General features: G+C 57.3%; 15 protein-coding genes, 4 tRNA genes and 6 rRNA genes. 5 read left to right on the forward strand and 20 right to left on the reverse strand.

Going from position 1 to position 25942, the window contains the following annotated elements; all coding sequences use genetic code 11:
* Window positions 1–3: 3 nt before the first annotated feature.
* Genes E2K99_RS24895 through E2K99_RS24905 form a run of 3 tightly spaced genes read left to right on the forward strand, consistent with a single transcriptional unit; the run spans window position 4 to window position 2048 of the window.
* The gene (locus E2K99_RS24895; RefSeq protein ID WP_121041335.1) at window positions 4–684 is read left to right on the forward strand and encodes an urease accessory protein UreF; all 681 of its coding nucleotides are present in this window, start codon (window positions 4–6) and stop codon (window positions 682–684) included.
* Between the two features lie 60 nt (window positions 685–744).
* Window positions 745–1377, forward strand: a complete 633-nt coding sequence (gene ureG, locus E2K99_RS24900) for an urease accessory protein UreG (protein ID WP_013236640.1) — start codon at window positions 745–747, stop codon at window positions 1375–1377.
* A 59-nt stretch (window positions 1378–1436) separates the two neighbouring features.
* On the forward strand, window positions 1437–2048 hold the full coding sequence (locus E2K99_RS24905) for a HupE/UreJ family protein (protein WP_134223933.1): 612 nt from the start codon (window positions 1437–1439) through the stop codon (window positions 2046–2048).
* On the opposite strand, the gene glpD is transcribed toward E2K99_RS24905, so the two are convergent.
* The 5 genes from glpD to phnD form a co-directional block, all read right to left on the reverse strand.
* On the reverse strand, window positions 2030–3634 hold the full coding sequence (glpD, locus tag E2K99_RS24910) for a glycerol-3-phosphate dehydrogenase (RefSeq protein WP_134223934.1): 1605 nt from the start codon (window positions 3632–3634) through the stop codon (window positions 2030–2032). The genes E2K99_RS24905 and glpD overlap by 19 nt on opposite strands.
* A gap of 12 nt (window positions 3635–3646) precedes the next feature.
* Window positions 3647–4480, reverse strand: a complete 834-nt coding sequence (gene phnE / locus E2K99_RS24915; RefSeq protein ID WP_034339830.1) for a phosphonate ABC transporter, permease protein PhnE — start codon at window positions 4478–4480, stop codon at window positions 3647–3649.
* Window positions 4473–5285, reverse strand: coding sequence for a phosphonate ABC transporter, permease protein PhnE (gene phnE, locus E2K99_RS24920; protein ID WP_134223935.1), 813 nt, complete (start codon window positions 5283–5285; stop codon window positions 4473–4475). The genes phnE (E2K99_RS24915) and phnE (E2K99_RS24920) overlap by 8 nt, the downstream gene beginning before the upstream one ends.
* Entirely contained in the window at window positions 5282–6052 is a 771-nt protein-coding gene (phnC, locus tag E2K99_RS24925) for a phosphonate ABC transporter ATP-binding protein (protein WP_134223936.1), read from the reverse strand. The genes phnE (E2K99_RS24920) and phnC overlap by 4 nt, the downstream gene beginning before the upstream one ends.
* A 160-nt stretch (window positions 6053–6212) precedes the next feature.
* Window positions 6213–7202 carry a phosphate/phosphite/phosphonate ABC transporter substrate-binding protein gene (gene phnD / locus E2K99_RS24930; RefSeq protein ID WP_088755403.1) on the reverse strand — a complete coding sequence of 330 codons (990 nt, stop codon included), beginning with the start codon at window positions 7200–7202 and terminating at the stop codon, window positions 6213–6215.
* A 258-nt stretch (window positions 7203–7460) separates the two neighbouring features.
* On the opposite strand from phnD, the gene E2K99_RS24935 reads away from it, so the two are divergent.
* Window positions 7461–8147, forward strand: coding sequence for a response regulator transcription factor (locus E2K99_RS24935; protein WP_134223937.1), 687 nt, complete (start codon window positions 7461–7463; stop codon window positions 8145–8147).
* A 4-nt stretch (window positions 8148–8151) separates the two neighbouring features.
* Window positions 8152–9555, forward strand: coding sequence for a sensor histidine kinase (locus E2K99_RS24940; RefSeq protein WP_134223938.1), 1404 nt, complete (start codon window positions 8152–8154; stop codon window positions 9553–9555).
* Window positions 9556–9774: 219 nt separating this feature from the next.
* Here E2K99_RS24940 and E2K99_RS25650 read toward each other — a convergent pair whose 3' ends face one another.
* From E2K99_RS25650 to E2K99_RS25010, 15 genes are all read right to left on the reverse strand, one after another.
* Window positions 9775–9945 (reverse strand): hypothetical protein, encoded by a 171-nt coding sequence (locus E2K99_RS25650; protein ID WP_166675114.1) that lies wholly within the window; start codon window positions 9943–9945, stop codon window positions 9775–9777.
* A 394-nt stretch (window positions 9946–10339) separates the two neighbouring features.
* A 5S ribosomal RNA gene (rrf, locus tag E2K99_RS24945) occupies window positions 10340–10452 on the reverse strand.
* A gap of 139 nt (window positions 10453–10591) precedes the next feature.
* A 23S ribosomal RNA gene (locus E2K99_RS24950) occupies window positions 10592–13463 on the reverse strand.
* 279 nt (window positions 13464–13742) lie between these two features.
* Window positions 13743–13818, reverse strand: a tRNA-Ala gene (locus E2K99_RS24955).
* A 7-nt stretch (window positions 13819–13825) separates the two neighbouring features.
* Window positions 13826–13902 (reverse strand) — tRNA-Ile (locus tag E2K99_RS24960).
* Between the two features lie 117 nt (window positions 13903–14019).
* Window positions 14020–15552, reverse strand: a 16S ribosomal RNA gene (locus tag E2K99_RS24965).
* A 537-nt stretch (window positions 15553–16089) separates the two neighbouring features.
* Window positions 16090–16202, reverse strand: a 5S ribosomal RNA gene (gene rrf / locus E2K99_RS24970).
* A 139-nt stretch (window positions 16203–16341) separates the two neighbouring features.
* Window positions 16342–19213: ribosomal RNA gene (locus E2K99_RS24975) — 23S ribosomal RNA — on the reverse strand.
* A 292-nt stretch (window positions 19214–19505) separates the two neighbouring features.
* Window positions 19506–19581, reverse strand: a tRNA-Ala gene (locus E2K99_RS24980).
* Window positions 19582–19588: 7 nt separating this feature from the next.
* A tRNA-Ile gene (locus tag E2K99_RS24985) sits at window positions 19589–19665 on the reverse strand.
* 117 nt (window positions 19666–19782) lie between these two features.
* Window positions 19783–21315 (reverse strand): 16S ribosomal RNA (locus E2K99_RS24990).
* The 16S, 23S and 5S rRNA genes sit together here with 4 tRNA genes alongside, the layout of an rRNA operon.
* Window positions 21316–21822: 507 nt before the next feature.
* Window positions 21823–22167, reverse strand: coding sequence for a BON domain-containing protein (locus E2K99_RS24995; protein WP_134223939.1), 345 nt, complete (start codon window positions 22165–22167; stop codon window positions 21823–21825).
* Between the two features lie 232 nt (window positions 22168–22399).
* The gene (locus E2K99_RS25000; RefSeq protein ID WP_134223940.1) at window positions 22400–23782 is read right to left on the reverse strand and encodes a sigma 54-interacting transcriptional regulator; all 1383 of its coding nucleotides are present in this window, start codon (window positions 23780–23782) and stop codon (window positions 22400–22402) included.
* A 71-nt stretch (window positions 23783–23853) separates the two neighbouring features.
* Window positions 23854–24357 (reverse strand): hypothetical protein, encoded by a 504-nt coding sequence (locus E2K99_RS25005; protein WP_039790257.1) that lies wholly within the window; start codon window positions 24355–24357, stop codon window positions 23854–23856.
* Window positions 24347–25825, reverse strand: coding sequence for a HAMP domain-containing sensor histidine kinase (locus tag E2K99_RS25010; RefSeq protein WP_134137708.1), 1479 nt, complete (start codon window positions 25823–25825; stop codon window positions 24347–24349). The genes E2K99_RS25005 and E2K99_RS25010 overlap by 11 nt, the downstream gene beginning before the upstream one ends.
* Window positions 25826–25942 lie beyond the last annotated feature (117 nt).

Raw genomic sequence — 25942 nt, forward strand, 5'->3', positions numbered from 1 at the left:
CCCATGCAAGCTGCCGCCTTGCTGCATCTGCTGCAACTGAGCAGCCCGTCCTTGCCGATCGGTGCGTACAGCTATTCGCAAGGGCTGGAGGCGGCCATCGAGTGTGGGCGCGTGGGCAGCGAAGCCACGGCCCGTGCCTGGATCGGCCATGCGCTGCATGAAGTGGTGGCGCGTTTCGAGGCCCCCATCTTTGCGAGGCTGGTAGCGGCCTTCGAGGCCCGTGATGCAGAAAAGGTCACGTTGTGGACCGAACGCTTTATCGCGGCCCGCGATACTTCAGAGTTTCGTGCCGAAACCATTCAGATGGGCTATTCGCTGGGCAAACTGGCGACCGACCTGAAGCTGGGCGATGAGGCCTTGCTGGCCATCCTGCAGGCGCAGCCGGAACTGCCGCTGCCCACCTCCCTGGCCTTTGCTACCGTGGCCCTGCAGGTGCCGCGCGAGGCAGCGGTGCTGGGCATGCTGTTCGCCTGGGCCGAGAACCAGGTGCTGGCCTGCGTGAAGACGGTGCCGCTGGGCCAGGTGGCGGGGCAGCGTATCCTGCTGTCGCTGCAGCCTGAACTGGAAAAGGCCGCGGCCACCGCGCTGACGCTGGAGGATGACGAGCTGTGCAACTGGGCACCGGGCCTGTCGCTGCTGTCGATGCAGCATGAGGTGCAGTACAGCCGCATCTATCGTTCCTGATTATTTATATCGTTTATATCGTTTTCGTTCCAACACGACCAAGAGATCAAGAGACCAACCATGAGCAACTCCACTTCCAATCCGCTGCGCGTGGGCATCGGCGGCCCGGTCGGTTCCGGCAAGACGGCGCTGTGCGAAATGCTGTGCAAGCGCATGCGCGACCATTACGACATGGCCGTCATCACCAATGACATCTACACCAAGGAAGACATGGAAATCCTGCTGCGCGCCGATGCGCTGCCGGCAGAACGCCTGATGGGGGTGGAGACCGGCGGCTGCCCGCACACCGCCATCCGCGAGGATGCCTCCATCAACCTGGAAGCGATCGCCCGCATGAGCGCCGATTTCCCGGACCTGGACCTGATCCTGGTGGAGTCGGGCGGCGACAACCTGGCCGCCACCTTCAGCCCGGAACTGTCGGACCTGACCATCTACGTGATCGACGTGGCCGGCGGCGAAAAGATTCCGCGCAAGGGCGGCCCCGGCATCACCCGCTCGGATCTGCTCATCATCAACAAGACTGACCTGGCGCCCTATGTGGGCGCAAATCTGGATATCATGGCGGCCGATGCCAAGCGCATGCGCGGCGAACGCCCCTTCGTGTTCACCAACCTGCGCAGTGGCGACGGGGTGGAGAAGGTCATCGAATACATCCGCAAGCAGGGCTTGCTGGACGAGAAGCCGAAGAACTGAACCTGAACCGCGTCACTTCCCCGATTCAAGAATCTGCCGTATCAGCCCAAGGAGAAAACATGTTGACCCTCTCGACCAAGACCCGCGCCCGCCTGGGCGTTCTGGCCGTCACCGCACTGGCGGCCGGCACTGCCCTGGCGCACCCCGGCCATCCGGGTTCCACCATGGATGCCTCGGCCAGCATGGCGGCCGGCTTCGCCCACCCGTTCTCGGGCATCGACCACCTGTTGGCCATGCTGGCCGTGGGCCTGTGGGCGGCACAGAACAAGCAGCGCGCCCTGTGGGTGCTGCCGCTGGCCTTCCCGCTGATGATGGTGGCTGGCGCCTTGCTGGCCTTCGCCGGCCTGCAGATGCCGGCCGTGGAAACCGGTATCGCCGCTTCGGTGGCGGTGCTGGGCCTGCTGATCGCCTTTGCCGTGCGCCTGCCGCTGTGGGGCAGCACGCTGGTGGTGTCGGTCTTCGCGATGTTCCATGGCTACGCACACGGCGCTGAACTGCCGCACGGCAGCTCGGCCGCCCTGTACGGTGCCGGCTTCATCGCCGCCACCGCACTGCTGCATGCCGCCGGCCTGGGTATCGGCCTGATCGCAGGCAAGCAGATGGCTGACCGCGTGGTGCGCATCGGCGGCGTCGGTATCGCCGCCGTGGGTGCTTACCTGCTGGCTGCCTGAAGCAGCTCGCCCGCTTCGGCGGGTGGTTCCTGACCTGAAGACTGGCCGCCGCGCGCGGCCAGCCAGGCGTCCAGCACGGCCTCGCTGCCCTTGGGGAAATGCAGGCCGAGCTTGGAACGCCGCCACAGGATGTCGGCCGCATTGGTGGCCCATTCGTGGCGCAACAAGTAGTCCACCTCGGCGGCATAGAGCCCGCCCAGGATTTCTTCTCCCATCTCTTCCAAGTTCTTTCTTCCTTCCAGCAGCGCGTGCGTGCGGCTGCCATAGGCACGCGCATAGCGTTGCAACAATGTGGCGGGCAGCCACGGATACTGCTGCTGCAAGCCTTCCACGTAGTGACCGAATTGGCGCACCGAACGATTGGACGGCTGCGCACCATACAGGTCGCCACCCGGCAGGCAGCCGTGTTCAGTCCACGCGCCGCGCTGGTTGCCCAGTACCGGCGCGATCATGTCCACCGCTTCCTCGGCCAGCTTGCGGAAGGTGGTGATCTTGCCGCCGAAGATGGAGAGCAGCGGGGCGCCTTGCGTGTTCAGGTCGAGCTGGTAGTCGCGCGTGACGGCCGAGGCGTCGGCGGCTGCGTCTTCCAGCAGCGGACGCACGCCTGAATACGACCACACCACGTCGGCCGGCGTAATGGGCTTCTCGAAATAGCGATTGGCGAGCTGGCAGAGATAAGCCGTCTCATCCTCGGAGATGGCCACGTCTTCCACCCGGCCCTGATACTCGATATCGGTGGTCCCGATGAGCGTGAAGTCCTGCTCGTAGGGAATGGCGAAGACGATGCGGCCATCCGGGTTCTGGAAGATGTAGGCGTGATCGTGTTCGAACAGGCGTGGCACCACGATGTGGCTGCCCTTGACCAGGCGCACCGACTTGCTCGAATGCACGTGGGCCGCACCGCCCAGGAACTGCGCCACCCACGGGCCGGCGGCATTGACCACGCAGCGTGCGCGCACCTGCATGGCATGGCCATCTTCACGGCGCAGTACCGCTTGCCAGCCGTTGTCCTGGCGCGTGAGCGATTCGCAGCGGGTGCGGGTCATGATGTGCGCGCCTTTTTCGGCGGCATCCATGGCGTTCAGCACCACCAGCCGTGCATCATCGACCCAGCCATCGGAATAGACGAAGCCACGCGTGAACTGCGCTTTCAACGGTGCACCCGAGACGTGGCGACGCAAATCCAATGCACGCGAACCCGGCAGCAGTTCGCGCCGGGCCAGGTGATCGTAGAGGAACATGCCCAAACGGATCAGCCAGGCCGGGCGCTGTCCCTGGTCATGCGGCATCACGAAGCGCAGCGGCCACATGATGTGCGGCGCGCTGCGCAAGAGCACTTCGCGTTCGATCAGCGCCTTGCGCACCAGCCCGAATTCATAATGTTCCAGGTAGCGCAGGCCACCGTGGATGAGCTTGCTGGAGGACGACGACGTATGCTGCGCCAGGTCGTGCTGTTCGCACAGCGCCACCGACAGGCCGCGTCCGGCCGCATCGCGCGCGATGCCCGCGCCGTTGATGCCGCCGCCGACCACCAGCACATCGTATTGCGGAGGATAGGTGATGCCTTCCATGCCACGTGCTTTCATGCTGGCTCCCGGTCAGAGTATGCGCTTGCGGATTTGCGTGACCACCACTTCGGTCACGATCACGATGGCGAAGATGGAGACCAGCACCGTCGCTACGCGCGGCCACTGGAACAGGTTCAGCGCGGTATCGAGCACCATGCCCACGCCACCGGCACCGACGATGCCCAGCACGGCCGATTCACGCACGTTGATGTCCCAGCGCAGCAGCACGATGGACATGAAGGCGGGCTTCAATTGCGGCCAGTAGCCATACCAGATCTCGGAGAACTTGCTCGCGCCCGACGCCTGCAGCGCCTCGATGGGGCCGCGCGGCATCTGCTCGATGGTCTCGCCGGCCATCTTGCCGACGAAGCCGATCGAGCGGAAAGCGATGGCCAGCGTGCCCGCCAGCGGACCGGGTCCGAAGATGGCCAGGAACAGCAGCGCCCACACCAGCGAATTGACCGAGCGGCTGGCCACCAGCACGATGCGGGCGAACAGGTTCAGGCCGCGATGGCGGGTCAGGTTGGGCGCTACCAGCAGGCCAAAGGGAATGGCCAGCACGATGGAGAGCAGGGTACCGAGCGTAGCAATGTGCAGGGTCTCGATCAGTCCGGCCTGGACGTCGCTGCTGAAGTAGGCCCAGTCGATGGGCCACATGCGGGCGAGCATGTCGCTCATCTGCTCGGGCGCATCGTAGAGGAACTCGGGGATGATCTCGATATAGCGCAGGGATTGCACTACGGCCAGGGCGATGACCAGCCACACGGTGAAACGCAGGATGCGCTGCAGGGGCGTATGGCGCTGCCATTCGCGCTCGGCCGGGTTGAGCGCGGCAGCGGGGCGGGGGAGGACGGTATCAGACATTGAAAACCTTCTTGACCGAATTGGCCAGCAGTTCGCCGACGACGATGATGGTGATGATGGTGACCAGGATGGTGAGCACGAAGTCGTAATCGAAGCGCTGGAAGGCGGAGAACAGCACGCCGCCCACGCCGCCCGCACCGACGATGCCGACCATGGTCGAGTTGCGCAGGTTGGAGTCGAGCTGGTAGGTCGAGAAACCGACGAAGCGCGACATCACCTGCGGCAGCACGCCAAAGAGAATCACGTTCATGAAGGAGGCACCGGTGGCGCGGATGGCTTCGACCTGCTTGATCGAGATCTCTTCAATGGCTTCGGCAAAGAGCTTGCCGATGAAACCGACGGAGGCCACGATCAGCGCCAGCACACCGGCCAGCGCGCCAAAGCCCACGGCCTTGACGAACAGGATGGCCACAATCACCGGATGCAGCGAGCGGCACACCGACACCAGCGCGCGTGCAGGCCAGGAGATCCACGAGGGCATCAGGTTGCGTGCGCCCATCAGGCCGATGGGTAGCGAGAACAGGATGCCAAACAGCGACGCCAGCACGGCAATCTGCAGGGTCTCCTTGATGCCGCCCCAGAGAATGTCGCCCTTGGAGAGATCGGGCGGAAACATGCGGCCCAGGAACTTGGCGCCATTGCCAAGTCCGGAAGAGAAACGCTCCCACGAGAAACCCAGTTGCGTGGCTGCGTAGATCGCATACAGGGCGATGAGCCAGATCACCACGCGGGTGGCCAGTTGCGGCTTGAAGGCCAGGCTCACGCGGGGCGCGGAGGAAGTGGAGGAAGTGGAGGAGATCGTCATGCCAGCCAGTCCTCGCCGCCGTAGATCTGTTTGAGGAAGTCATCCGACAGGTTCTCGGCATTGCCGTCGTAGACCACGTGGCCGCCGGACATGCCGATGATGCGGTCGGCATAGCGCTTGGCCAGCTCCACGTCGTGGATGTTGACGATGACCGGGATCTTCTGGGCGCGGCCCTGTTCCTTGAGCAGCGAGATGATCTCGAAGGAGGTCTTGGGGTCCAGCGAGGACGTCGGTTCATCGGCCAGCAGCAGGCGCGGGCGCTGCATCAGGGCGCGGGCGATGCCCACGCGCTGGCGCTGGCCGCCGGAGAGCGCGTCGGCACGCTGGTTGGCGAAGTTGCCCAGGCCCACGGTATCGAGCAATTCAAACGCGTGCGCGATATCTTCCCTGGCGAAGTTGCGGCGCCAGGCGGTGAAGGCATTGACGTAACCCAGTCTTCCGCACAACAGGTTCTCCATCACGGAAAGGCGTTCCACCAGGTTGTATTCCTGGAACACCATGCCGATGTGGCGGCGCTGTTCGCGCAGGGCGCGGCCGCGCAGTTCGGCCAGGTTCACGCGCTTGCCTTCGCCCTCGAACCAGATCGCGCCACGGCTGGGATCGACCAGGCGGTTGATGCAGCGGATCAGGGTGGACTTGCCGGTGCCGGAAGGGCCGATGATGGCGATCAGGCCGGCGTCGCCAATCTTCAGGTCGATGCCTTTGAGGATGGGATGACCGGGCTTGTATTCCTTGACCAGGCCCTGGATTTCGATGGCGTGTGACATGGGAGACGCTTTCTCTGGTGATGTTTCTGGTGGTGCGCGGCAGACTGCGGGATGCGAGGGGCCGCAGCCCCTGCCGATGAGCAGGGGCCGTGTTGCTTGTGCTGGATGGAATCGTCTTGCGGCATCCGGACCGGAGGTCACGGATGCCTTGCGGTGATGCTTACTTCTTGCCGGCGTTCTGCTTGTCGTAGGCGGCACGGTTGAAGGATTCACCGGCGGACTGGGCGACGAAGCGCACCATCTCGAAGTCCTTCTTGTAGTTGATCGGGTAGAAGCGATCGGAACCGGCGAAGGCCTTCTTGAGCTCATCGGTGAAGCGATAGTCGTAGAAGCACTTGAGCATCTTGTCGCGGAAGTTGGGCTCCAGGTCATGCGCATAGGCGAAGTCCTGGGTCGGGAATTTCTCGCTGTGCCAGATGACGCGGAAGTTCTCGGCCTTGATGACGCCACGCTCCACCATGCGGTCAAACACGTCGGAGGCCACGGCGGCAGCATCGTAGTCACCCGAGTTCACGCCCAGGATGGACTGGTCATGCTTGCCGGAGAAGATGACCTTGTAGTCCTTGTCCGGCGTCACGCCCAGCTTGGGGAACAAGGCCATCGGGGCCATGTGGCCGGAGTTCGACGAAGGCGCGGTGTGGGCGACCTTCTTGCCCTTGAGGTCGGTCATCTTCTGGATCGGGCTGTCCTTGCGCACGATCACGTTGAGGGTATAACCCTGATAACCCTTGGCGTCACCGATGACGGCAAACGGCACGGCACCGGCGATGTTGACGGCGAAGTTGGTCGGTCCCGGCGAGAAGCCGCCGACGTGCAGGCGGCCCGAGCGCATGGCTTCGATTTCAGCGGCGTTGGATTGCACCTGGAAGAAGACCACCTTCTTGGCGGTACATTGCGACAGGTAGTCGGTGAAGGGCTTGAAGATCTTGTCGTAGACGGCCGGATCTTCCACCGGGGTGAAGGTGAAGACCAGGGTATTGGGGTTCTTCAGCTTCTTGGGATCGGTGGGGGTGTCGGCGGTCAGGTCGTGATTGGCGTCGCAGTATTGCTGGTCGAGGTCGCCGCGATTGCTGCAGGTGTCCTGGGCGAAGGCGATGGCCGGAGCGGCCAGGGCGAGTGCCAACAGGGTCTTGATCAGACGTGGGGTCATGCTGTCTCCTGGAGATGGTTTTGGTCTTGGTGCCGGTCGCGACGGCGGTGTTGATCAGTGCGTGGCCGGCGATGTGCGGGAGTGTAGGCGAGGGGGACGGCTTTTGCCATGGGGCGATGCCGCCGAGGAGGGGGTTTCCTGTCAGCTGCCTTTCCAGTGGCTTTCAATCTGCTTTCAAAGCGTGCGGAGCCGGGGCTCGCGCCCCGCGTGGATTGGCGGTATAAAGGCGGCTGCACAACGATAACGACACGGGAGATCATGCATATCCTGCTGGTAGAGGATGACATCGACATGTCGCGCGCCCTGGTGCGCGCGCTGGAGCGGCGCGGCTTTCAGGTCACGCATTGCGGCGATGGCATCAGTGCGCTCTCGCACATCAAGGACGGGATCGGCGACCTGGTGGTGCTCGATCTCAATATTCCCGGACTGGACGGGCTGCACCTGCTGCAGCGCATCCGCTCGCAGGACATCGGTACCCCGGTGATCGTGCTGACCGCGCGCGGCGCGGTGGGCGATCGCGTGGTGGGCCTCAATGCCGGTGCCGATGATTACCTGGCCAAGCCCTTTGATCTGGATGAGCTCGATGCGCGTATTCGCGCGCTGCTGCGGCGGCGGACCAATGCCGATGACGGTGGGCAGCGCTGCGGGAACTTGCGCTTTGATCGGGCATCGGGGGCGTTCTATTGTGACGATGAGCCGCTGGAATTGACTCCGCGCGAGCATACGCTGTTGAAGGCATTGATCGCCAAGCCGGGACATGCGGTGACCAAGGAGAAATTGTTCAGGCTGGTTTTTCCGATGGAGGAGAACACGCAGCTCGAAGCCATCGAAGTGGTGGTGCACCGGGTGCGCAAGAAACTCATGGAGACCGGTGCCGAGATCATGACCCTGCGCGGGCTGGGCTATCTGCTGCGGGATCGGCAGCAGCAAGGTGGCGAGGGCTGAGGACGTGGCACATCTGTTTTCGCGGCGTCGGTCGGTGCGCGCCTATCTGTTGGCGTGGATCATTTCGCCGATTGCCCTGTTCATCGTCATCGATTCCTTCTCGCTTTATCGCAATACACTGGAGTCGGTCAATACCGCTTATGACCGGATGCTGATTGCCTCGGTGCATTCGATTGGCGATCTGCTGCGCATCGAGAATGGCGAGCTCAAGGCTTCGCTGCCTTATGCGGCGCTGGAAATTTATGAGGCCGATTATTCGAGCCGCATGATTTATCGCATCAATGGCCTGGACGGCAAGTTCTTCGAGGGCGATCAGGATCTGCCTTCCTACAAGGGGAAGGCGGACAAGGAAGCCATCTATCCGGCCCTGGCGCATATCTACGAAGATACCTATAACGGCGTGCCGGTCAGGGTGGCAGCGCTGTTCCAGCCGGTGGTGACCAATGATCCGCGCGGCGCGGCACTGGTGCAGGTGGCCGAGACGATGGAGAACCGCAGTGCGCTGGCGCGCAAGATTTTCTGGGAGACGCTGATCCGGCAGGCGGCCTTGCTGGTGGTGATCGTGTCGGTGACCTTGTATGTGGTGCGGCGTGCGTTGCAACCGGTGGATGCCTTGCGGCGGCAGCTTGATGAGCGGCCGGCGGATGATCTCTCACCGGTGGCGCCGCCGATGGCACCGCGTGAATTGCAACCGTTCATCGATGCCTTGAATCAATTGATGGCGCGCTTGCGGCGGCTGCTGGATCATCAGCAACGTTTCGTGGCCAATGCCTCGCATCAGTTGCGTACGCCATTGGCCGTGCTGAAAACCCAGTTGCAGTCCGGCTTGCGGGGCGATGCGCCGGCGCCTGTCATCTGGCAGGAGATGTCCGGCACCGTCGAGCGGGCCACGACGCTGGCCAATCAATTGCTGTCCCTGGCCAAGGTCGAGCAGATCCGCGGTCGCGGGGCGCAGGAGGTGTGTGACCTGGGCATGCTGGCGCGCGAGACGGCAGTGGATCTGTCGCCGCTGATTGCGGAGAAGGATCTGGACTTCGAGCTGGAGGGGGAGAAGATCCTCGTGATGGGTCATCCGTGGATGATCGGGGAGCTGATTTCCAATCTGCTGCATAACGCGATCCGACATACACCTGTCCAAGGGAAGCTGGGCATCCGCATCAGTGCTCGGGAAGATGTGGCGGAGTTGCTGATCTGGGATAGCGGAGAGGGGATCGATGACCAGGCGATGGAGAATGTGTTCAAGGCGTTTTCTTCCAATGTCTCATCAGCCGGAGGCTTGGGTCTGACCATCTGCGGAGAGATTGTCGATTCGATGCAGGCAACCATCAGCTTGCGCAATCGGATCAGCATGGAGGGGGCGCTTGAAGGCTTGGATGCACTGGTGCATTTCAGATCTGTTGCGGGGTGACGCTGGTGTCGCAAGAATGTAGAGGGTGTGGAAAACTTAGTTTTTTGTCGCTCTCGTTCGTCACTCAGCACAGCATGGGATGGACGCCTCGAATGCCTGTGTATAAGTTTTTGTATACTGTTTCCACTTAGTTCAGGTTGTGGACAAAGTAGCTTGCGTCGCATCCGTGGCGGAATTGGGGATAAGTTGATTGCTTTCCCACGGAGATGGTGTCATCACTCATTTGTTAGAAAAGCCGGCTTTGCCGGCTTTTCTTTTGGCGTTGGGTTTTGTCTTTAATACTCCAAGGAACTTGGAAAATAACCTATTACCTTGTTCTGCAACGGAAGGACGTTGACTTGAGAAGCGCAAGACGTCAGCCAGCAGGATCGCTGTGGACAATTCATCCACGCCAGTTCAAGAGGAGTTAGCCTGTGGAAAACATAAGCTGGCTTTTCCTGTTGCTGGCCTGTGGAAAAGACAAACCGCGCCCGGTGTTGGGTGGTTCGGAGGTGATATGAAGAAGGAGGGTAAGACGGCCCGATATGCGGCGATGCGTAGAGAGCGCCTGTGGAAAAGATGAAGGAAGGCGCTGTTTTGTCAGTGCGGCGGACTGAGCCGAAGATACGCCAAGCCATCTGCATCAATCAACAGCCTGGCGCGTTTCATGGCTTCCAAGCCGAGAGGACGGTATCGGAACCGTTGGCCACACAGGTATTTACTTCGCCTGCCGACCAAATGAAAACCGAGCGCACAAAGCAAAAACCCTCGCTACTTGCGTAACGAGGGTTCTTGGGGATAACAAGCCTGACGATGACCTACTTTCACACTGGTTGCAGCACTATCATCGGCGCGAAGTCGTTTCACGGTCCTGTTCGGGATGGGAAGGGGTGGTACCAACTTGCTATAGTCATCAGGCATAACTTGTAAAGTCAGTTGCTCTCGATGGAGCAGCAACTAACCCAAACTGGAAGAAGTATTTAGTAGATTCTTGGGTGTGATGCACTAGGGCAAACACAATATATGCTCAACTTGTCTATAACAGAGCTAATGTTATAGGAACAAGCCGCACGGGCAATTAGTATCAGTTAGCTTAACGCATTACTGCGCTTCCACACCTGACCTATCAACGTCCTGGTCTCGAACGACCCTTTAGGGGAATCTAGTTCCCGGGAAGTCTCATCTCAAGGCGAGTTTCCCGCTTAGATGCTTTCAGCGGTTATCTCTTCCGAACTTAGCTACTCGGCAATGCCACTGGCGTGACAACCGATACACCAGAGGTTCGTCCACTCCGGTCCTCTCGTACTAGGAGCAGCCCCCTTCAAACTTCCAACGCCCACGGCAGATAGGGACCAAACTGTCTCACGACGTTTTAAACCCAGCTCACGTACCACTTTAAATGGCGAACAGCCATACCCTTGGGACCGGCTACAGCCCCAGGATGTGATGAGCCGACATCGAGGTGCCAAACTCCCCCGTCGATATGAACTCTTGGGAGGAATCAGCCTGTTATCCCCAGAGTACCTTTTATCCGTTGAGCGATGGCCCTTCCATACAGAACCACCGGATCACTATGTCCTACTTTCGTACCTGCTCGACTTGTCAGTCTCGCAGTTAAGCACGCTTATGCCATTGCACTATTAGCACGATGTCCGACCGTACCTAGCGTACCTTCGAACTCCTCCGTTACACTTTGGGAGGAGACCGCCCCAGTCAAACTGCCTACCATGCACTGTCCCCGATCCGGATAACGGACCAAGGTTAGAACCTCAAACAAACCAGGGTGGTATTTCAAGGTCGGCTCCACAGAAACTAGCGTTCCTGCTTCAAAGCCTCCCACCTATCCTACACAGATTGGTTCAAAGTCCAATGCAAAGCTACAGTAAAGGTTCATGGGGTCTTTCCGTCTAGCCGCGGGTAGATTGCATCATCACAAACATTTCAACTTCGCTGAGTCTCGGGAGGAGACAGTGTGGCCATCGTTACGCCATTCGTGCAGGTCGGAACTTACCCGACAAGGAATTTCGCTACCTTAGGACCGTTATAGTTACGGCCGCCGTTTACTGGGACTTCAATCAAGAGCTTGCACCCCATCATTTAATCTTCCAGCACCGGGCAGGCGTCACACCCTATACGTCCACTTTCGTGTTTGCAGAGTGCTGTGTTTTTATTAAACAGTCGCAGCCACCATTTTATTGCAACCCTTTTGTCCTTCTGGCGCAGGCCAGTCAAACTACTTGGGCGTACCTTATCCCGAAGTTACGGTACCAATTTGCCGAGTTCCTTCTCCCGAGTTCTCTCAAGCGCCTTAGAATACTCATCTCGCCCACCTGTGTCGGTTTGCGGTACGGTCTCGTTAGACTGAAGCTTAGAGGCTTTTCTTGGAACCACTTCCGATTGCTTCGCGAACAAGTTCGCTCGTCTCACACCCTTGAATTACGCTGCCGGATTTGCCTAACAGCCTTCTTCGATGCAAAAACCGACTATTCCAACAGTCGGACAACCTTCCGCGATCCGTCCCCCCATCGCATCTAACGACGGTGCAGGAATATTAACCTGCTTCCCATCAGCTACGCATCTCTGCCTCGCCTTAGGGGCCGACTCACCCTGCTCCGATGAACGTTGAACAGGAAACCTTGGGCTTACGGCGTGCGGGCTTTTCACCCGCATTATCGCTACTCATGTCAGCATTCGCACTTCTGATACCTCCAGCATCCTTTACAAGACACCTTCACAGGCTTACAGAACGCTCTCCTACCATATCCTTACGGATATCCGCAGCTTCGGTGACTGGCTTAGCCCCGTTACATCTTCCGCGCAGGACGACTCGATCAGTGAGCTATTACGCTTTCTTTAAAGGATGGCTGCTTCTAAGCCAACCTCCTGACTGTTTTAGCCTTCCCACTTCGTTTTCCACTTAGCCAATCTTTGGGACCTTAGCTGGCGGTCTGGGTTGTTTCCCTCTTGACGTCGGACGTTAGCACCCGGCGTCTGTCTCCCAAGCTCGCACTCATCGGTATTCGGAGTTTGCAATGGTTTGGTAAGTCGCGATGACCCCCTAGCCATAACAGTGCTCTACCCCCGATGGTGATACTTGAGGCACTACCTAAATAGTTTTCGGAGAGAACCAGCTATTTCCAAGTTTGTTTAGCCTTTCACCCCTATCCACAGCTCATCCCCTAATTTTTCAACATTAGTGGGTTCGGTCCTCCAGTGCGTGTTACCGCACCTTCAACCTGGCCATGGATAGATCACTTGGTTTCGGGTCTACACCCAGCGACTGAACGCCCTATTCGGACTCGATTTCTCTACGCCTTCCCTATTCGGTTAAGCTTGCCACTGAATGTAAGTCGCTGACCCATTATACAAAAGGTACGCAGTCACCCCTTACGAGGCTCCTACTGTTTGTATGCACACGGTTTCAGGATCTATTTCACTCCCCTTCCGGGGTTCTTTTCGCCTTTCCCTCACGGTACTGGTTCACTATCGGTCGATTACGAGTATTTAGCCTTGGAGGATGGTCCCCCCATGTTCAGACAGGATTTCACGTGTCCCGCCCTACTTGTCGCAAGCCTAGTTCCACACCATCGATTTCGCATACGGGGCTATCACCCACTATGGCCGGACTTTCCATTCCGTTTTGCTATCGTTGATGCTAAATCTTGCAGGCTGATCCCATTTCGCTCGCCACTACTTTGGGAATCTCGGTTGATTTCTTTTCCTGTAGCTACTTAGATGTTTCAGTTCGCCACGTTCGCTTCGTTACCCTATGTATTCAGATAACGATGACCTTACGGCCGGGTTTCCCCATTCGGAAATCTGCGGATCAAAGCTTGTTTGCCAGCTCCCCGCAGCTTATCGCAAGCTACTACGTCCTTCATCGCCTGTAATCGCCAAGGCATCCACCATGTGCACTTATTCGCTTGTTCCTATAACGTTAGCCTCTTTTGCAAGAGCGTTATATGAAGCGTTGAGTTTTAGCGTTTGCCGTATTCCAAAGTAAGTCTTCTAATTGCTAAGATCACTTCGTAATACTTTGATTGATACAATCACACCCATTTTTACTTTCGCAAGAACCGAAGTCCTGGCGATCGTTTAAATGAATCTTTACTTCTTCCAGATTGTTAAAGAACAAAAACAGCCATTGATCGTAAAAGATCAAACCTAAATCGCTACGTCATACACGCTGACTTAGGTTTGACATTTCTTGGTGGAGGTTGACGGGATCGAACCGACGACCCCCTGCTTGCAAAGCAGGTGCTCTCCCAGCTGAGCTAAACCCCCGAAACTTTGGTGGGTCTGGTTGGGCTCGAACCAACGACCCCCGCGTTATCAACACGGTGCTCTAACCAGCTGAGCTACAGACCCGCTTGGATCAGTATCAGTAGCCAGTCAGTGACCTGTGTCACGGACCGTGCTTCACCAAATAACTGTTCTTGATTTACAGCCGATAAGTGTGGACGCTTAACTTCGTGCGCACTCTAGAAAGGAGGTGATCCAGCCGCACCTTCCGATACGGCTACCTTGTTACGACTTCACCCCAGTCACGAATCCTACCGTGGTGAGCGCCCTCCTTGCGGTTAGGCTACCCACTTCTGGTAAAACCCGCTCCCATGGTGTGACGGGCGGTGTGTACAAGACCCGGGAACGTATTCACCGCGACATGCTGATCCGCGATTACTAGCGATTCCAACTTCATGGAGTCGAGTTGCAGACTCCAATCCGGACTACGATACACTTTCTGGGATTAGCTCCCCCTCGCGGGTTGGCGGCCCTCTGTATGTACCATTGTATGACGTGTGAAGCCCTACCCATAAGGGCCATGAGGACTTGACGTCATCCCCACCTTCCTCCGGTTTGTCACCGGCAGTCTCATTAGAGTGCCCTTTCGTAGCAACTAATGACAAGGGTTGCGCTCGTTGCGGGACTTAACCCAACATCTCACGACACGAGCTGACGACAGCCATGCAGCACCTGTGTGATGGTTCTCTTTCGAGCACTCCCAAATCTCTTCGGGATTCCATCCATGTCAAGGGTAGGTAAGGTTTTTCGCGTTGCATCGAATTAATCCACATCATCCACCGCTTGTGCGGGTCCCCGTCAATTCCTTTGAGTTTTAATCTTGCGACCGTACTCCCCAGGCGGTCTACTTCACGCGTTAGCTGCGTTACCAAGTCAATTAAGACCCGACAACTAGTAGACATCGTTTAGGGCGTGGACTACCAGGGTATCTAATCCTGTTTGCTCCCCACGCTTTCGTGCATGAGCGTCAGTGTTATCCCAGGGGGCTGCCTTCGCCATCGGTATTCCTCCACATATCTACGCATTTCACTGCTACACGTGGAATTCTACCCCCCTCTGACACACTCTAGCCGTGCAGTCTCAAATGCAATTCCCAGGTTGAGCCCGGGGATTTCACATCTGACTTACACAACCGCCTGCGCACGCTTTACGCCCAGTAATTCCGATTAACGCTTGCACCCTACGTATTACCGCGGCTGCTGGCACGTAGTTAGCCGGTGCTTATTCTTCAGGTACCGTCATTAGTAGTAGATATTAGCTACTACCGTTTCTTCCCTGACAAAAGAGCTTTACAACCCGAAGGCCTTCTTCACTCACGCGGCATTGCTGGATCAGGGTTGCCCCCATTGTCCAAAATTCCCCACTGCTGCCTCCCGTAGGAGTCTGGGCCGTGTCTCAGTCCCAGTGTGGCTGGTCGTCCTCTCAGACCAGCTACTGATCGTTGCCTTGGTAGGCTTTTACCCCACCAACTAGCTAATCAGATATCGGCCGCTCCAGGAGCATGAGGTCTTGCGATCCCCCACTTTCATCCGTAGATCGTATGCGGTATTAGCTAGTCTTTCGACTAGTTATCCCCCACTCTAGGGCACGTTCCGATATATTACTCACCCGTTCGCCACTCGCCATCAGGAGCAAGCTCCTATGCTGCCGTTCGACTTGCATGTGTAAGGCATGCCGCCAGCGTTCAATCTGAGCCAGGATCAAACTCTTTAGTTTAATCTCTGTTTTGTGCCATTTCTGGCTACCCCGAAGGGCATCGCTCTCTCAAAATACTGACAGGTAATTTCTTGCGAACTTACCTATATTTCTTGTGAGCATTTAATATTTAAAGTTTCCAGAACCGAAGTTCTGTCGCACTTCATTAAACGCCCACGCTTATCGGCTGTTAATTTTTAAAGATCTTGTCTGCCGCAAACGCGCCTGGCGCTGTTTGCATCGCTGCGAATCGTTTTGTTCGTCAGCAGCAGAGAAACGAGATTATGTAGCAGTTTGTTTATCGCGTCAACTACTTTTTTGCGATTCGTTTTAAATCTTTTCGTCTCGCTTAACTTCCGCTTTGACTACTTCCATTTAAAACGTACTTCACACTGCTTCATGCCTCTTTGCTTTCCGGTTCAACCTGGTTCGCTTTTCAGCGGTCACCGTTGTTCCGGCCAGCTCGGTGAAGACTCATTCATACTTCAGGGTCTCACACGTATACTTAAAAGCAAAAACCCTCGCTACTTTCGTAACGAGGGTTCTTGGGGATAACAAGCCTGACGATGACCTACTTTCACACTGGTTGCAGCACTATCATCGGCGCGAAGTCGTTTCACGGTCCTGTTCGGGATGGGAAGGGGTGGTACCAACTTGCTATAGTCATCAGGCATAACTTGTAAAGTCAGTTGCTCTCGATGGAGCAGCAACTAACCCAAACTGGAAGAAGTATTTAGTAGATTCTTGGGTGTGATGCACTAGGGCAAACACAATATATGCTCAACTTGTCTATAACAGAGCTAATGTTATAGGAACAAGCCGCACGGGCAATTAGTATCAGTTAGCTTAACGCATTACTGCGCTTCCACACCTGACCTATCAACGTCCTGGTCTCGAACGACCCTTTAGGGGAATCTAGTTCCCGGGAAGTCTCATCTCAAGGCGAGTTTCCCGCTTAGATGCTTTCAGCGGTTATCTCTTCCGAACTTAGCTACTCGGCAATGCCACTGGCGTGACAACCGATACACCAGAGGTTCGTCCACTCCGGTCCTCTCGTACTAGGAGCAGCCCCCTTCAAACTTCCAACGCCCACGGCAGATAGGGACCAAACTGTCTCACGACGTTTTAAACCCAGCTCACGTACCACTTTAAATGGCGAACAGCCATACCCTTGGGACCGGCTACAGCCCCAGGATGTGATGAGCCGACATCGAGGTGCCAAACTCCCCCGTCGATATGAACTCTTGGGAGGAATCAGCCTGTTATCCCCAGAGTACCTTTTATCCGTTGAGCGATGGCCCTTCCATACAGAACCACCGGATCACTATGTCCTACTTTCGTACCTGCTCGACTTGTCAGTCTCGCAGTTAAGCACGCTTATGCCATTGCACTATTAGCACGATGTCCGACCGTACCTAGCGTACCTTCGAACTCCTCCGTTACACTTTGGGAGGAGACCGCCCCAGTCAAACTGCCTACCATGCACTGTCCCCGATCCGGATAACGGACCAAGGTTAGAACCTCAAACAAACCAGGGTGGTATTTCAAGGTCGGCTCCACAGAAACTAGCGTTCCTGCTTCAAAGCCTCCCACCTATCCTACACAGATTGGTTCAAAGTCCAATGCAAAGCTACAGTAAAGGTTCATGGGGTCTTTCCGTCTAGCCGCGGGTAGATTGCATCATCACAAACATTTCAACTTCGCTGAGTCTCGGGAGGAGACAGTGTGGCCATCGTTACGCCATTCGTGCAGGTCGGAACTTACCCGACAAGGAATTTCGCTACCTTAGGACCGTTATAGTTACGGCCGCCGTTTACTGGGACTTCAATCAAGAGCTTGCACCCCATCATTTAATCTTCCAGCACCGGGCAGGCGTCACACCCTATACGTCCACTTTCGTGTTTGCAGAGTGCTGTGTTTTTATTAAACAGTCGCAGCCACCATTTTATTGCAACCCTTTTGTCCTTCTGGCGCAGGCCAGTCAAACTACTTGGGCGTACCTTATCCCGAAGTTACGGTACCAATTTGCCGAGTTCCTTCTCCCGAGTTCTCTCAAGCGCCTTAGAATACTCATCTCGCCCACCTGTGTCGGTTTGCGGTACGGTCTCGTTAGACTGAAGCTTAGAGGCTTTTCTTGGAACCACTTCCGATTGCTTCGCGAACAAGTTCGCTCGTCTCACACCCTTGAATTACGCTGCCGGATTTGCCTAACAGCCTTCTTCGATGCAAAAACCGACTATTCCAACAGTCGGACAACCTTCCGCGATCCGTCCCCCCATCGCATCTAACGACGGTGCAGGAATATTAACCTGCTTCCCATCAGCTACGCATCTCTGCCTCGCCTTAGGGGCCGACTCACCCTGCTCCGATGAACGTTGAACAGGAAACCTTGGGCTTACGGCGTGCGGGCTTTTCACCCGCATTATCGCTACTCATGTCAGCATTCGCACTTCTGATACCTCCAGCATCCTTTACAAGACACCTTCACAGGCTTACAGAACGCTCTCCTACCATATCCTTGCGGATATCCGCAGCTTCGGTGACTGGCTTAGCCCCGTTACATCTTCCGCGCAGGACGACTCGATCAGTGAGCTATTACGCTTTCTTTAAAGGATGGCTGCTTCTAAGCCAACCTCCTGACTGTTTTAGCCTTCCCACTTCGTTTTCCACTTAGCCAATCTTTGGGACCTTAGCTGGCGGTCTGGGTTGTTTCCCTCTTGACGTCGGACGTTAGCACCCGGCGTCTGTCTCCCAAGCTCGCACTCATCGGTATTCGGAGTTTGCAATGGTTTGGTAAGTCGCGATGACCCCCTAGCCATAACAGTGCTCTACCCCCGATGGTGATACTTGAGGCACTACCTAAATAGTTTTCGGAGAGAACCAGCTATTTCCAAGTTTGTTTAGCCTTTCACCCCTATCCACAGCTCATCCCCTAATTTTTCAACATTAGTGGGTTCGGTCCTCCAGTGCGTGTTACCGCACCTTCAACCTGGCCATGGATAGATCACTTGGTTTCGGGTCTACACCCAGCGACTGAACGCCCTATTCGGACTCGATTTCTCTACGCCTTCCCTATTCGGTTAAGCTTGCCACTGAATGTAAGTCGCTGACCCATTATACAAAAGGTACGCAGTCACCCCTTACGAGGCTCCTACTGTTTGTATGCACACGGTTTCAGGATCTATTTCACTCCCCTTCCGGGGTTCTTTTCGCCTTTCCCTCACGGTACTGGTTCACTATCGGTCGATTACGAGTATTTAGCCTTGGAGGATGGTCCCCCCATGTTCAGACAGGATTTCACGTGTCCCGCCCTACTTGTCGCAAGCCTAGTTCCACACCATCGATTTCGCATACGGGGCTATCACCCACTATGGCCGGACTTTCCATTCCGTTTTGCTATCGTTGATGCTAAATCTTGCAGGCTGATCCCATTTCGCTCGCCACTACTTTGGGAATCTCGGTTGATTTCTTTTCCTGTAGCTACTTAGATGTTTCAGTTCGCCACGTTCGCTTCGTTACCCTATGTATTCAGATAACGATGACCTTACGGCCGGGTTTCCCCATTCGGAAATCTGCGGATCAAAGCTTGTTTGCCAGCTCCCCGCAGCTTATCGCAAGCTACTACGTCCTTCATCGCCTGTAATCGCCAAGGCATCCACCATGTGCACTTATTCGCTTGTTCCTATAACGTTAGCCTCTTTTGCAAGAGCGTTATATGAAGCGTTGAGTTTTAGCGTTTGCCGTATTCCAAAGTAAGTCTTCTAATTGCTAAGATCACTTCGTAATACTTTGATTGATACAATCACACCCATTTTTTTGATTCATACAAGGACCGCAGTCCTGGCATTCATCATCAAATGAATCTTTACTTCTTCCAGATTGTTAAAGAACAAAAACAGCCATTGATCATAAAAGATCAAACCTAAATCACTACGTCTTGCGTTTTGCGACGCTGACTTAGGTTTGACATTTCTTGGTGGAGGTTGACGGGATCGAACCGACGACCCCCTGCTTGCAAAGCAGGTGCTCTCCCAGCTGAGCTAAACCCCCGAAACTTTGGTGGGTCTGGTTGGGCTCGAACCAACGACCCCCGCGTTATCAACACGGTGCTCTAACCAGCTGAGCTACAGACCCGCTTGGATCAGTATCAGTAGCCAGTCAGTGACCTGTGTCACGGACCGCGCTTCACCAAATAACTGTTCTTGATTTACAGCCGATAAGTGTGGACGCTTAACTTCGTGCGCACTCTAGAAAGGAGGTGATCCAGCCGCACCTTCCGATACGGCTACCTTGTTACGACTTCACCCCAGTCACGAATCCTACCGTGGTGAGCGCCCTCCTTGCGGTTAGGCTACCCACTTCTGGTAAAACCCGCTCCCATGGTGTGACGGGCGGTGTGTACAAGACCCGGGAACGTATTCACCGCGACATGCTGATCCGCGATTACTAGCGATTCCAACTTCATGGAGTCGAGTTGCAGACTCCAATCCGGACTACGATACACTTTCTGGGATTAGCTCCCCCTCGCGGGTTGGCGGCCCTCTGTATGTACCATTGTATGACGTGTGAAGCCCTACCCATAAGGGCCATGAGGACTTGACGTCATCCCCACCTTCCTCCGGTTTGTCACCGGCAGTCTCATTAGAGTGCCCTTTCGTAGCAACTAATGACAAGGGTTGCGCTCGTTGCGGGACTTAACCCAACATCTCACGACACGAGCTGACGACAGCCATGCAGCACCTGTGTGATGGTTCTCTTTCGAGCACTCCCAAATCTCTTCGGGATTCCATCCATGTCAAGGGTAGGTAAGGTTTTTCGCGTTGCATCGAATTAATCCACATCATCCACCGCTTGTGCGGGTCCCCGTCAATTCCTTTGAGTTTTAATCTTGCGACCGTACTCCCCAGGCGGTCTACTTCACGCGTTAGCTGCGTTACCAAGTCAATTAAGACCCGACAACTAGTAGACATCGTTTAGGGCGTGGACTACCAGGGTATCTAATCCTGTTTGCTCCCCACGCTTTCGTGCATGAGCGTCAGTGTTATCCCAGGGGGCTGCCTTCGCCATCGGTATTCCTCCACATATCTACGCATTTCACTGCTACACGTGGAATTCTACCCCCCTCTGACACACTCTAGCCGTGCAGTCTCAAATGCAATTCCCAGGTTGAGCCCGGGGATTTCACATCTGACTTACACAACCGCCTGCGCACGCTTTACGCCCAGTAATTCCGATTAACGCTTGCACCCTACGTATTACCGCGGCTGCTGGCACGTAGTTAGCCGGTGCTTATTCTTCAGGTACCGTCATTAGCAATAGATATTAGCTACTACCGTTTCTTCCCTGACAAAAGAGCTTTACAACCCGAAGGCCTTCTTCACTCACGCGGCATTGCTGGATCAGGGTTGCCCCCATTGTCCAAAATTCCCCACTGCTGCCTCCCGTAGGAGTCTGGGCCGTGTCTCAGTCCCAGTGTGGCTGGTCGTCCTCTCAGACCAGCTACTGATCGTTGCCTTGGTAGGCTTTTACCCCACCAACTAGCTAATCAGATATCGGCCGCTCCAGGAGCATGAGGTCTTGCGATCCCCCACTTTCATCCGTAGATCGTATGCGGTATTAGCTAGTCTTTCGACTAGTTATCCCCCACTCTAGGGCACGTTCCGATATATTACTCACCCGTTCGCCACTCGCCATCAGGAGCAAGCTCCTATGCTGCCGTTCGACTTGCATGTGTAAGGCATGCCGCCAGCGTTCAATCTGAGCCAGGATCAAACTCTTTAGTTTAATCTCTGTTTTGTGCCATTTCTGGCTACCCCGAAGGGCATCGCTCTCTCAAAATACTGACAGGTAATTTCTTGCGATCTTACCTATATTTCTTGTGAGCATTTAATATTTAAAGTTTCCAGAACCGAAGTTCTGTCGCACTTCATTAAACGCCCACGCTTATCGGCTGTTAATTTTTAAAGATCTGTCTGTCGCAAACGCGCTTGGCGCTGTTTGCATCGCTGCGAATCGTTTTGTTCGTCAGCAGGGGGCGAACTATAGCAACGCATCCGGCAGCGCGCAAGTACTTTTTGAAAAATAGTTCAAAATAATTTAGAAGGATATGAGCCAGGCTCCATCTGGTACGCCGCAAAGCCTTACCCAGCTTGATCTTCAGAGATTCTGGCCAGCACCGAAAAAAAACCAAAAGAATCCGGGCCATCCCTGGCGGGACGGCCCGGATTCTTTTTTACTGATCTAAATAATTCAAATAATTACCGGATTTTCTGCAAACCAAGGCGGCTCTGCTCAACCTGCCTTCACGGTCAGGTCGCTCTTCACGTCGCGCACTCCCTCGACCCCGGCGACCAATTGCAAGGCATGCTGGCCCAGCTCGGCGCTGGGGACGGAACCCTTCAGGGTGACCACGCCATCCTTGGTGCTGACCTTGATCTTCATGGAAGAGATCTGCTTGTCTTCCACCAGCGCCGCCTTCACCTTGGCGGTGATCACGGAATCGTCAATATAGGCGCCGGCCTTCTGCGCAGAGGGCGCATTGGTGCTGGCGGAATCCGCCGCGTGGACTGCCGGTGCGGCAGAGGCCATCACCATGGCGGCGGCCAGCAGTCGTGCTGCAAGTGAAGATGTCTTCATGAAGTTCTCCTTGTTCAATGAGGTGGACCTGGCATTGCCCTTCCCTTCACCGAGGCGGGCAACTCTGGTCTATACGTTCGCAAATGCCATGCCACCCCAAGCTATCCTCAATGAAATCAGAGACTTATCGCGCGAACTCAGCAGTACGGCAGCAAAGATGAGCCGGCAAACCCACCATTTCCGTCGGCCGGACCCGACATCATGTCGCAGCGACAAGCGCAACTCCTTGATTTCAAACGACTCCATCCTGTCGCTCCATCACGACGGCCTCCTCGCCACCCCGGAATCGCCTTGGATCCAGTCCATTCTTCTGCAGCAGCCGGTAAAACTCGGTTCGATTGCGATCGGCCAGCCGGGCTGCGTCGGAGACATTGCCATCCGTCAGCTTCAGCAGCCGCACGAGGTAATCCCGCTCGAATTTCTGCTTGGCCTCTGCATAACGCAGCAGATCCAGCGTCGGCACTCGCAATGCGCGCTGCACCAGCGACGCCGGGATCAGCGGCGCGGTCGACAACGCGCACACCTGCTCGACGACGTTATAGAGCTGGCGCACATTGCCGGGCCAGTGGGCCAGGCTGAGCACTTCCAGCGCATCCGGGGCAAAGCCCGTCAGGCGCTTGGGATAGCGCGCGGCGATGGTCTTGAGGAAATGATTGGCCAGCAGCGCGATATCCTCACGCCGCTCTTCCAGCGGCGGCAGGCTGAGCGTGACCACATTGAGCCGGTAATACAGATCGGCCCGGAAGTGCCCCTCATTCATGGCCGCCTCCAGGTCGCGGTGGGTGGCCGAGATCACCCGTACGTCGACCTCGGCAGCCTGGTTGGCCCCCACCTGCCGCACGGTCTTTTCCTGCAGTACGCGCAACAGCTTGACCTGCAAGGCCAGCGGCATATCCCCGATTTCATCGAGAAACAGGGTGCCGCCTTCCGCCGCCTGGAATAAACCTTCACGATGCTCTACAGCGCCGGTAAATGCGCCTTTCACATGGCCGAACAATTCGGACTCCAGCAACTGCTCGGGAATGGCACCGCAATTGACGGCAATGAAGGGCTTGTCGGCGCGCGGACTGGCGCGGTGAATGGCGCGGGCCAGCACCTCCTTGCCGGTACCGCTGTCGCCACGGATGAGGATGCTGGCGTCGGAGGCCGCCACCAGCCGCGCCTCCGCCAGCAGTTCGTCGACCCGCTGGCTGCGGCTGATGATGTCGGCGCGCCAGGCTTCATCCGGCGTCTCCTGGGCGGGCGCGGACAGGCTCAGGGCCTGGGCCACCTTGTCCAGCAGGACATGGCCATCAAACGGCTTGGTGAGATAGGCGAAGGCCCCCTGCGTGGTGGCCTCGACGGCATCGGGAATGGTGCCATGGGCGGTGAGCAGGATCACCGGCAAGGCCGGATAGCGGCTGCGGATCTCGGCAAACAGCGCCAGCCCATCCATGCCGGGCAGACGCACGTCGGTGATCACCAGCGCCGGCAGCGCAATGGCCAGCTGGGCCAGGGCGGCCTCGGCGCTTTCCACGGCCAGGATGCGGTAGCCGCTGGCGTTCAGGCGCAGCGTCAGCAATCGCAGCAGGTCGGGATCATCGTCGACCAGCATCAGGGGGGCAGTCTTTCCCATCGGGACTCCAGTTCCAGTAAAGGGAACGGCCCCGGCGGGATGGCGGCACCCCGGGTCTTCAGGGATGCAGATTACTTGCCGCCAGCCGGCAGGGTCCGTTCGATGTTCTTGAGCGCTTCCAGCTTGTCGTTGAGCTGATCGACCTTGCGCTGCGCTTCCTTCAGTTGCACCGAGGACTTCTCGGCACCGTCGGCCACGCGGCGCAGGTCGGAATAATGTCCAACCAGCAACTGCACCAGAGGCTTGAGCTTCTCCGCTTCGACGCTGCGATCGGCCATGACGTTCCATAGCTGGGCTTCGGCCTTGGCCAGGTCGATGGCGTCGCGCGTCAAAGACAGCGCCATGGCGCGGCGCACATTGGTCGCCGGACCGGCCGGATAGGTATTGACACGCTGCAACTCGCGGCCCAGTTCGGCCGGCGTCATCTTGCGCAGCTGGACGTTGTAGGCCAGCAGTTCGTCGATATTGCTGGAGGATTGGATGAGCTGGACGGTCGACGTCGGCGCGGACGGCTGCGGCCCCACACACGCGGCCAGCACGACGGAACAAGCCAGGATCAGGATCTTATTTTTCATCAGGCAACTCGATTCGGAAATGCGCCCCGCCCTCACGCGGGACCAGATAGACCTTGCCGCTATGCGCCTGTACGTACTCGCGCACCACGGACAGCCCGATGCCATTGCCACGGCGGGCACCGGTGGGCTGATGCAAGCCCTGGTAGAAGGGTTCAAAGATGCGGGCGGTATCGGTCGGTGCCACGCCCGGCCCCTGGTCCAGACATTCCACCCGCACCATGCCCGGAGCCTCGCTCAGCAGGAAGCGGATGAAGCCCCCCTGCGGGCTGAAGCGCACGGCATTGGACAGCAGGTTGGCCAGCACGATGGCCATCTTCTCGGGATCGACCACCACGGTGCGGGCCGCACCCTCGATTTCCACCTTCAGTTCGCGCGCCAGCCATTGCAGGCGCTGGTCGTCGATCACCTTGTGCAGCAGCGCGCGCAGGTCCACCGGCACCGGATGGATGCGCTGGGCATCGAAGGAGACTTCGTTATAACGCAGCAGATCCTCGATCTGGGTCTGCAGCGACTGGGTATTCTGGCGCAAGATGCGGGCAATCTCGCGCTGGTTCTCGGTCAACTGCCCGGCCACGCCGTCATCCAGCAGGGCCGCGCCTTCGCACAGCGCCGCCAGCGGGGTCTTCAATTCATGGGAGACATGGCGCAGGAAGCGCGACTTCTCCGCCTCCAGGTCTGCCAGGCGCTGGCGCAGCCAGTCCAGCTGCTGGCCCAGGCGGCGGATGTCGGCCGGGCCGCGCACGTCGATGGGCTGGTCGAAGCGATTGTCACCCAGCCGGCCAATGGCCTGCTCCAGCCGCGCCATCGGACGCGACAGCCAGAGTCCGAAGCAGAAGGCCAGCAAGACCGCCAGCACGATGGCCCCCACCACTTGGGCGGTGAGCAGCTGGCGTTGCTGCTCCAGCGCCGCCGATAAGGCATTGTTGCGGCGATCCACCTCGCGCCGGCTCTCCAGCGCGATGCGTTCATTGAGCGCGGGCAGGCGCGCAAAGTCCTGGAACAGCTTGGCCTGCTCGCCCTTGTCCTTGCGCGACTCCGCCTCCAGCACGCCGGCGGCTTCATCCACATAGACGCCCCACTGGCTGAACAAGTCGCGCGGGGCCATCGGCAGCGAATCCGACAATTCACCCAAGGCTTGGCGCGCCTGCTCGCGGGCCTCGTTGAAACGATCATGGAAAGCGCGGTCATCCAGCACCAGGTACTGGCGCGCACTGCGCTCCATGGCCACGGTGCGCTCGGCCAGCCGCTGGGCGGATTCGGTCAGTTGCACCGCCTGGCGCGCCGTCTCGCGGCTGTTGGCCGACATGCGGTCCAGCGTGAAGAGGGCGTGGATGGACGTACCGCTCAGGAGCGCGGCGATCAGCAGGAAGGCCGCCAGCAGCAATTGCCGGAACGACAATCCAAGATAGCCGGGCTTGCGGCCGGCGGGCGACTGGGGCGGATGAGTGTGCTCGATGGCGTTGAACATGCGATTGATCTCGGTCCCACAAGACTTGCCTGGTTATCCGGCTGGCGCACTGCCCTCCGGCCCGAAACATGCCGACAGGAAACGCCGGCCACGCTGTTGCGGGCACACATTGTAATC

Source organism: Herbaspirillum huttiense, from assembly GCF_004367745.1.
Classification (GTDB): Bacteria; Pseudomonadota; Gammaproteobacteria; order Burkholderiales; family Burkholderiaceae_D; genus Herbaspirillum; species Herbaspirillum huttiense.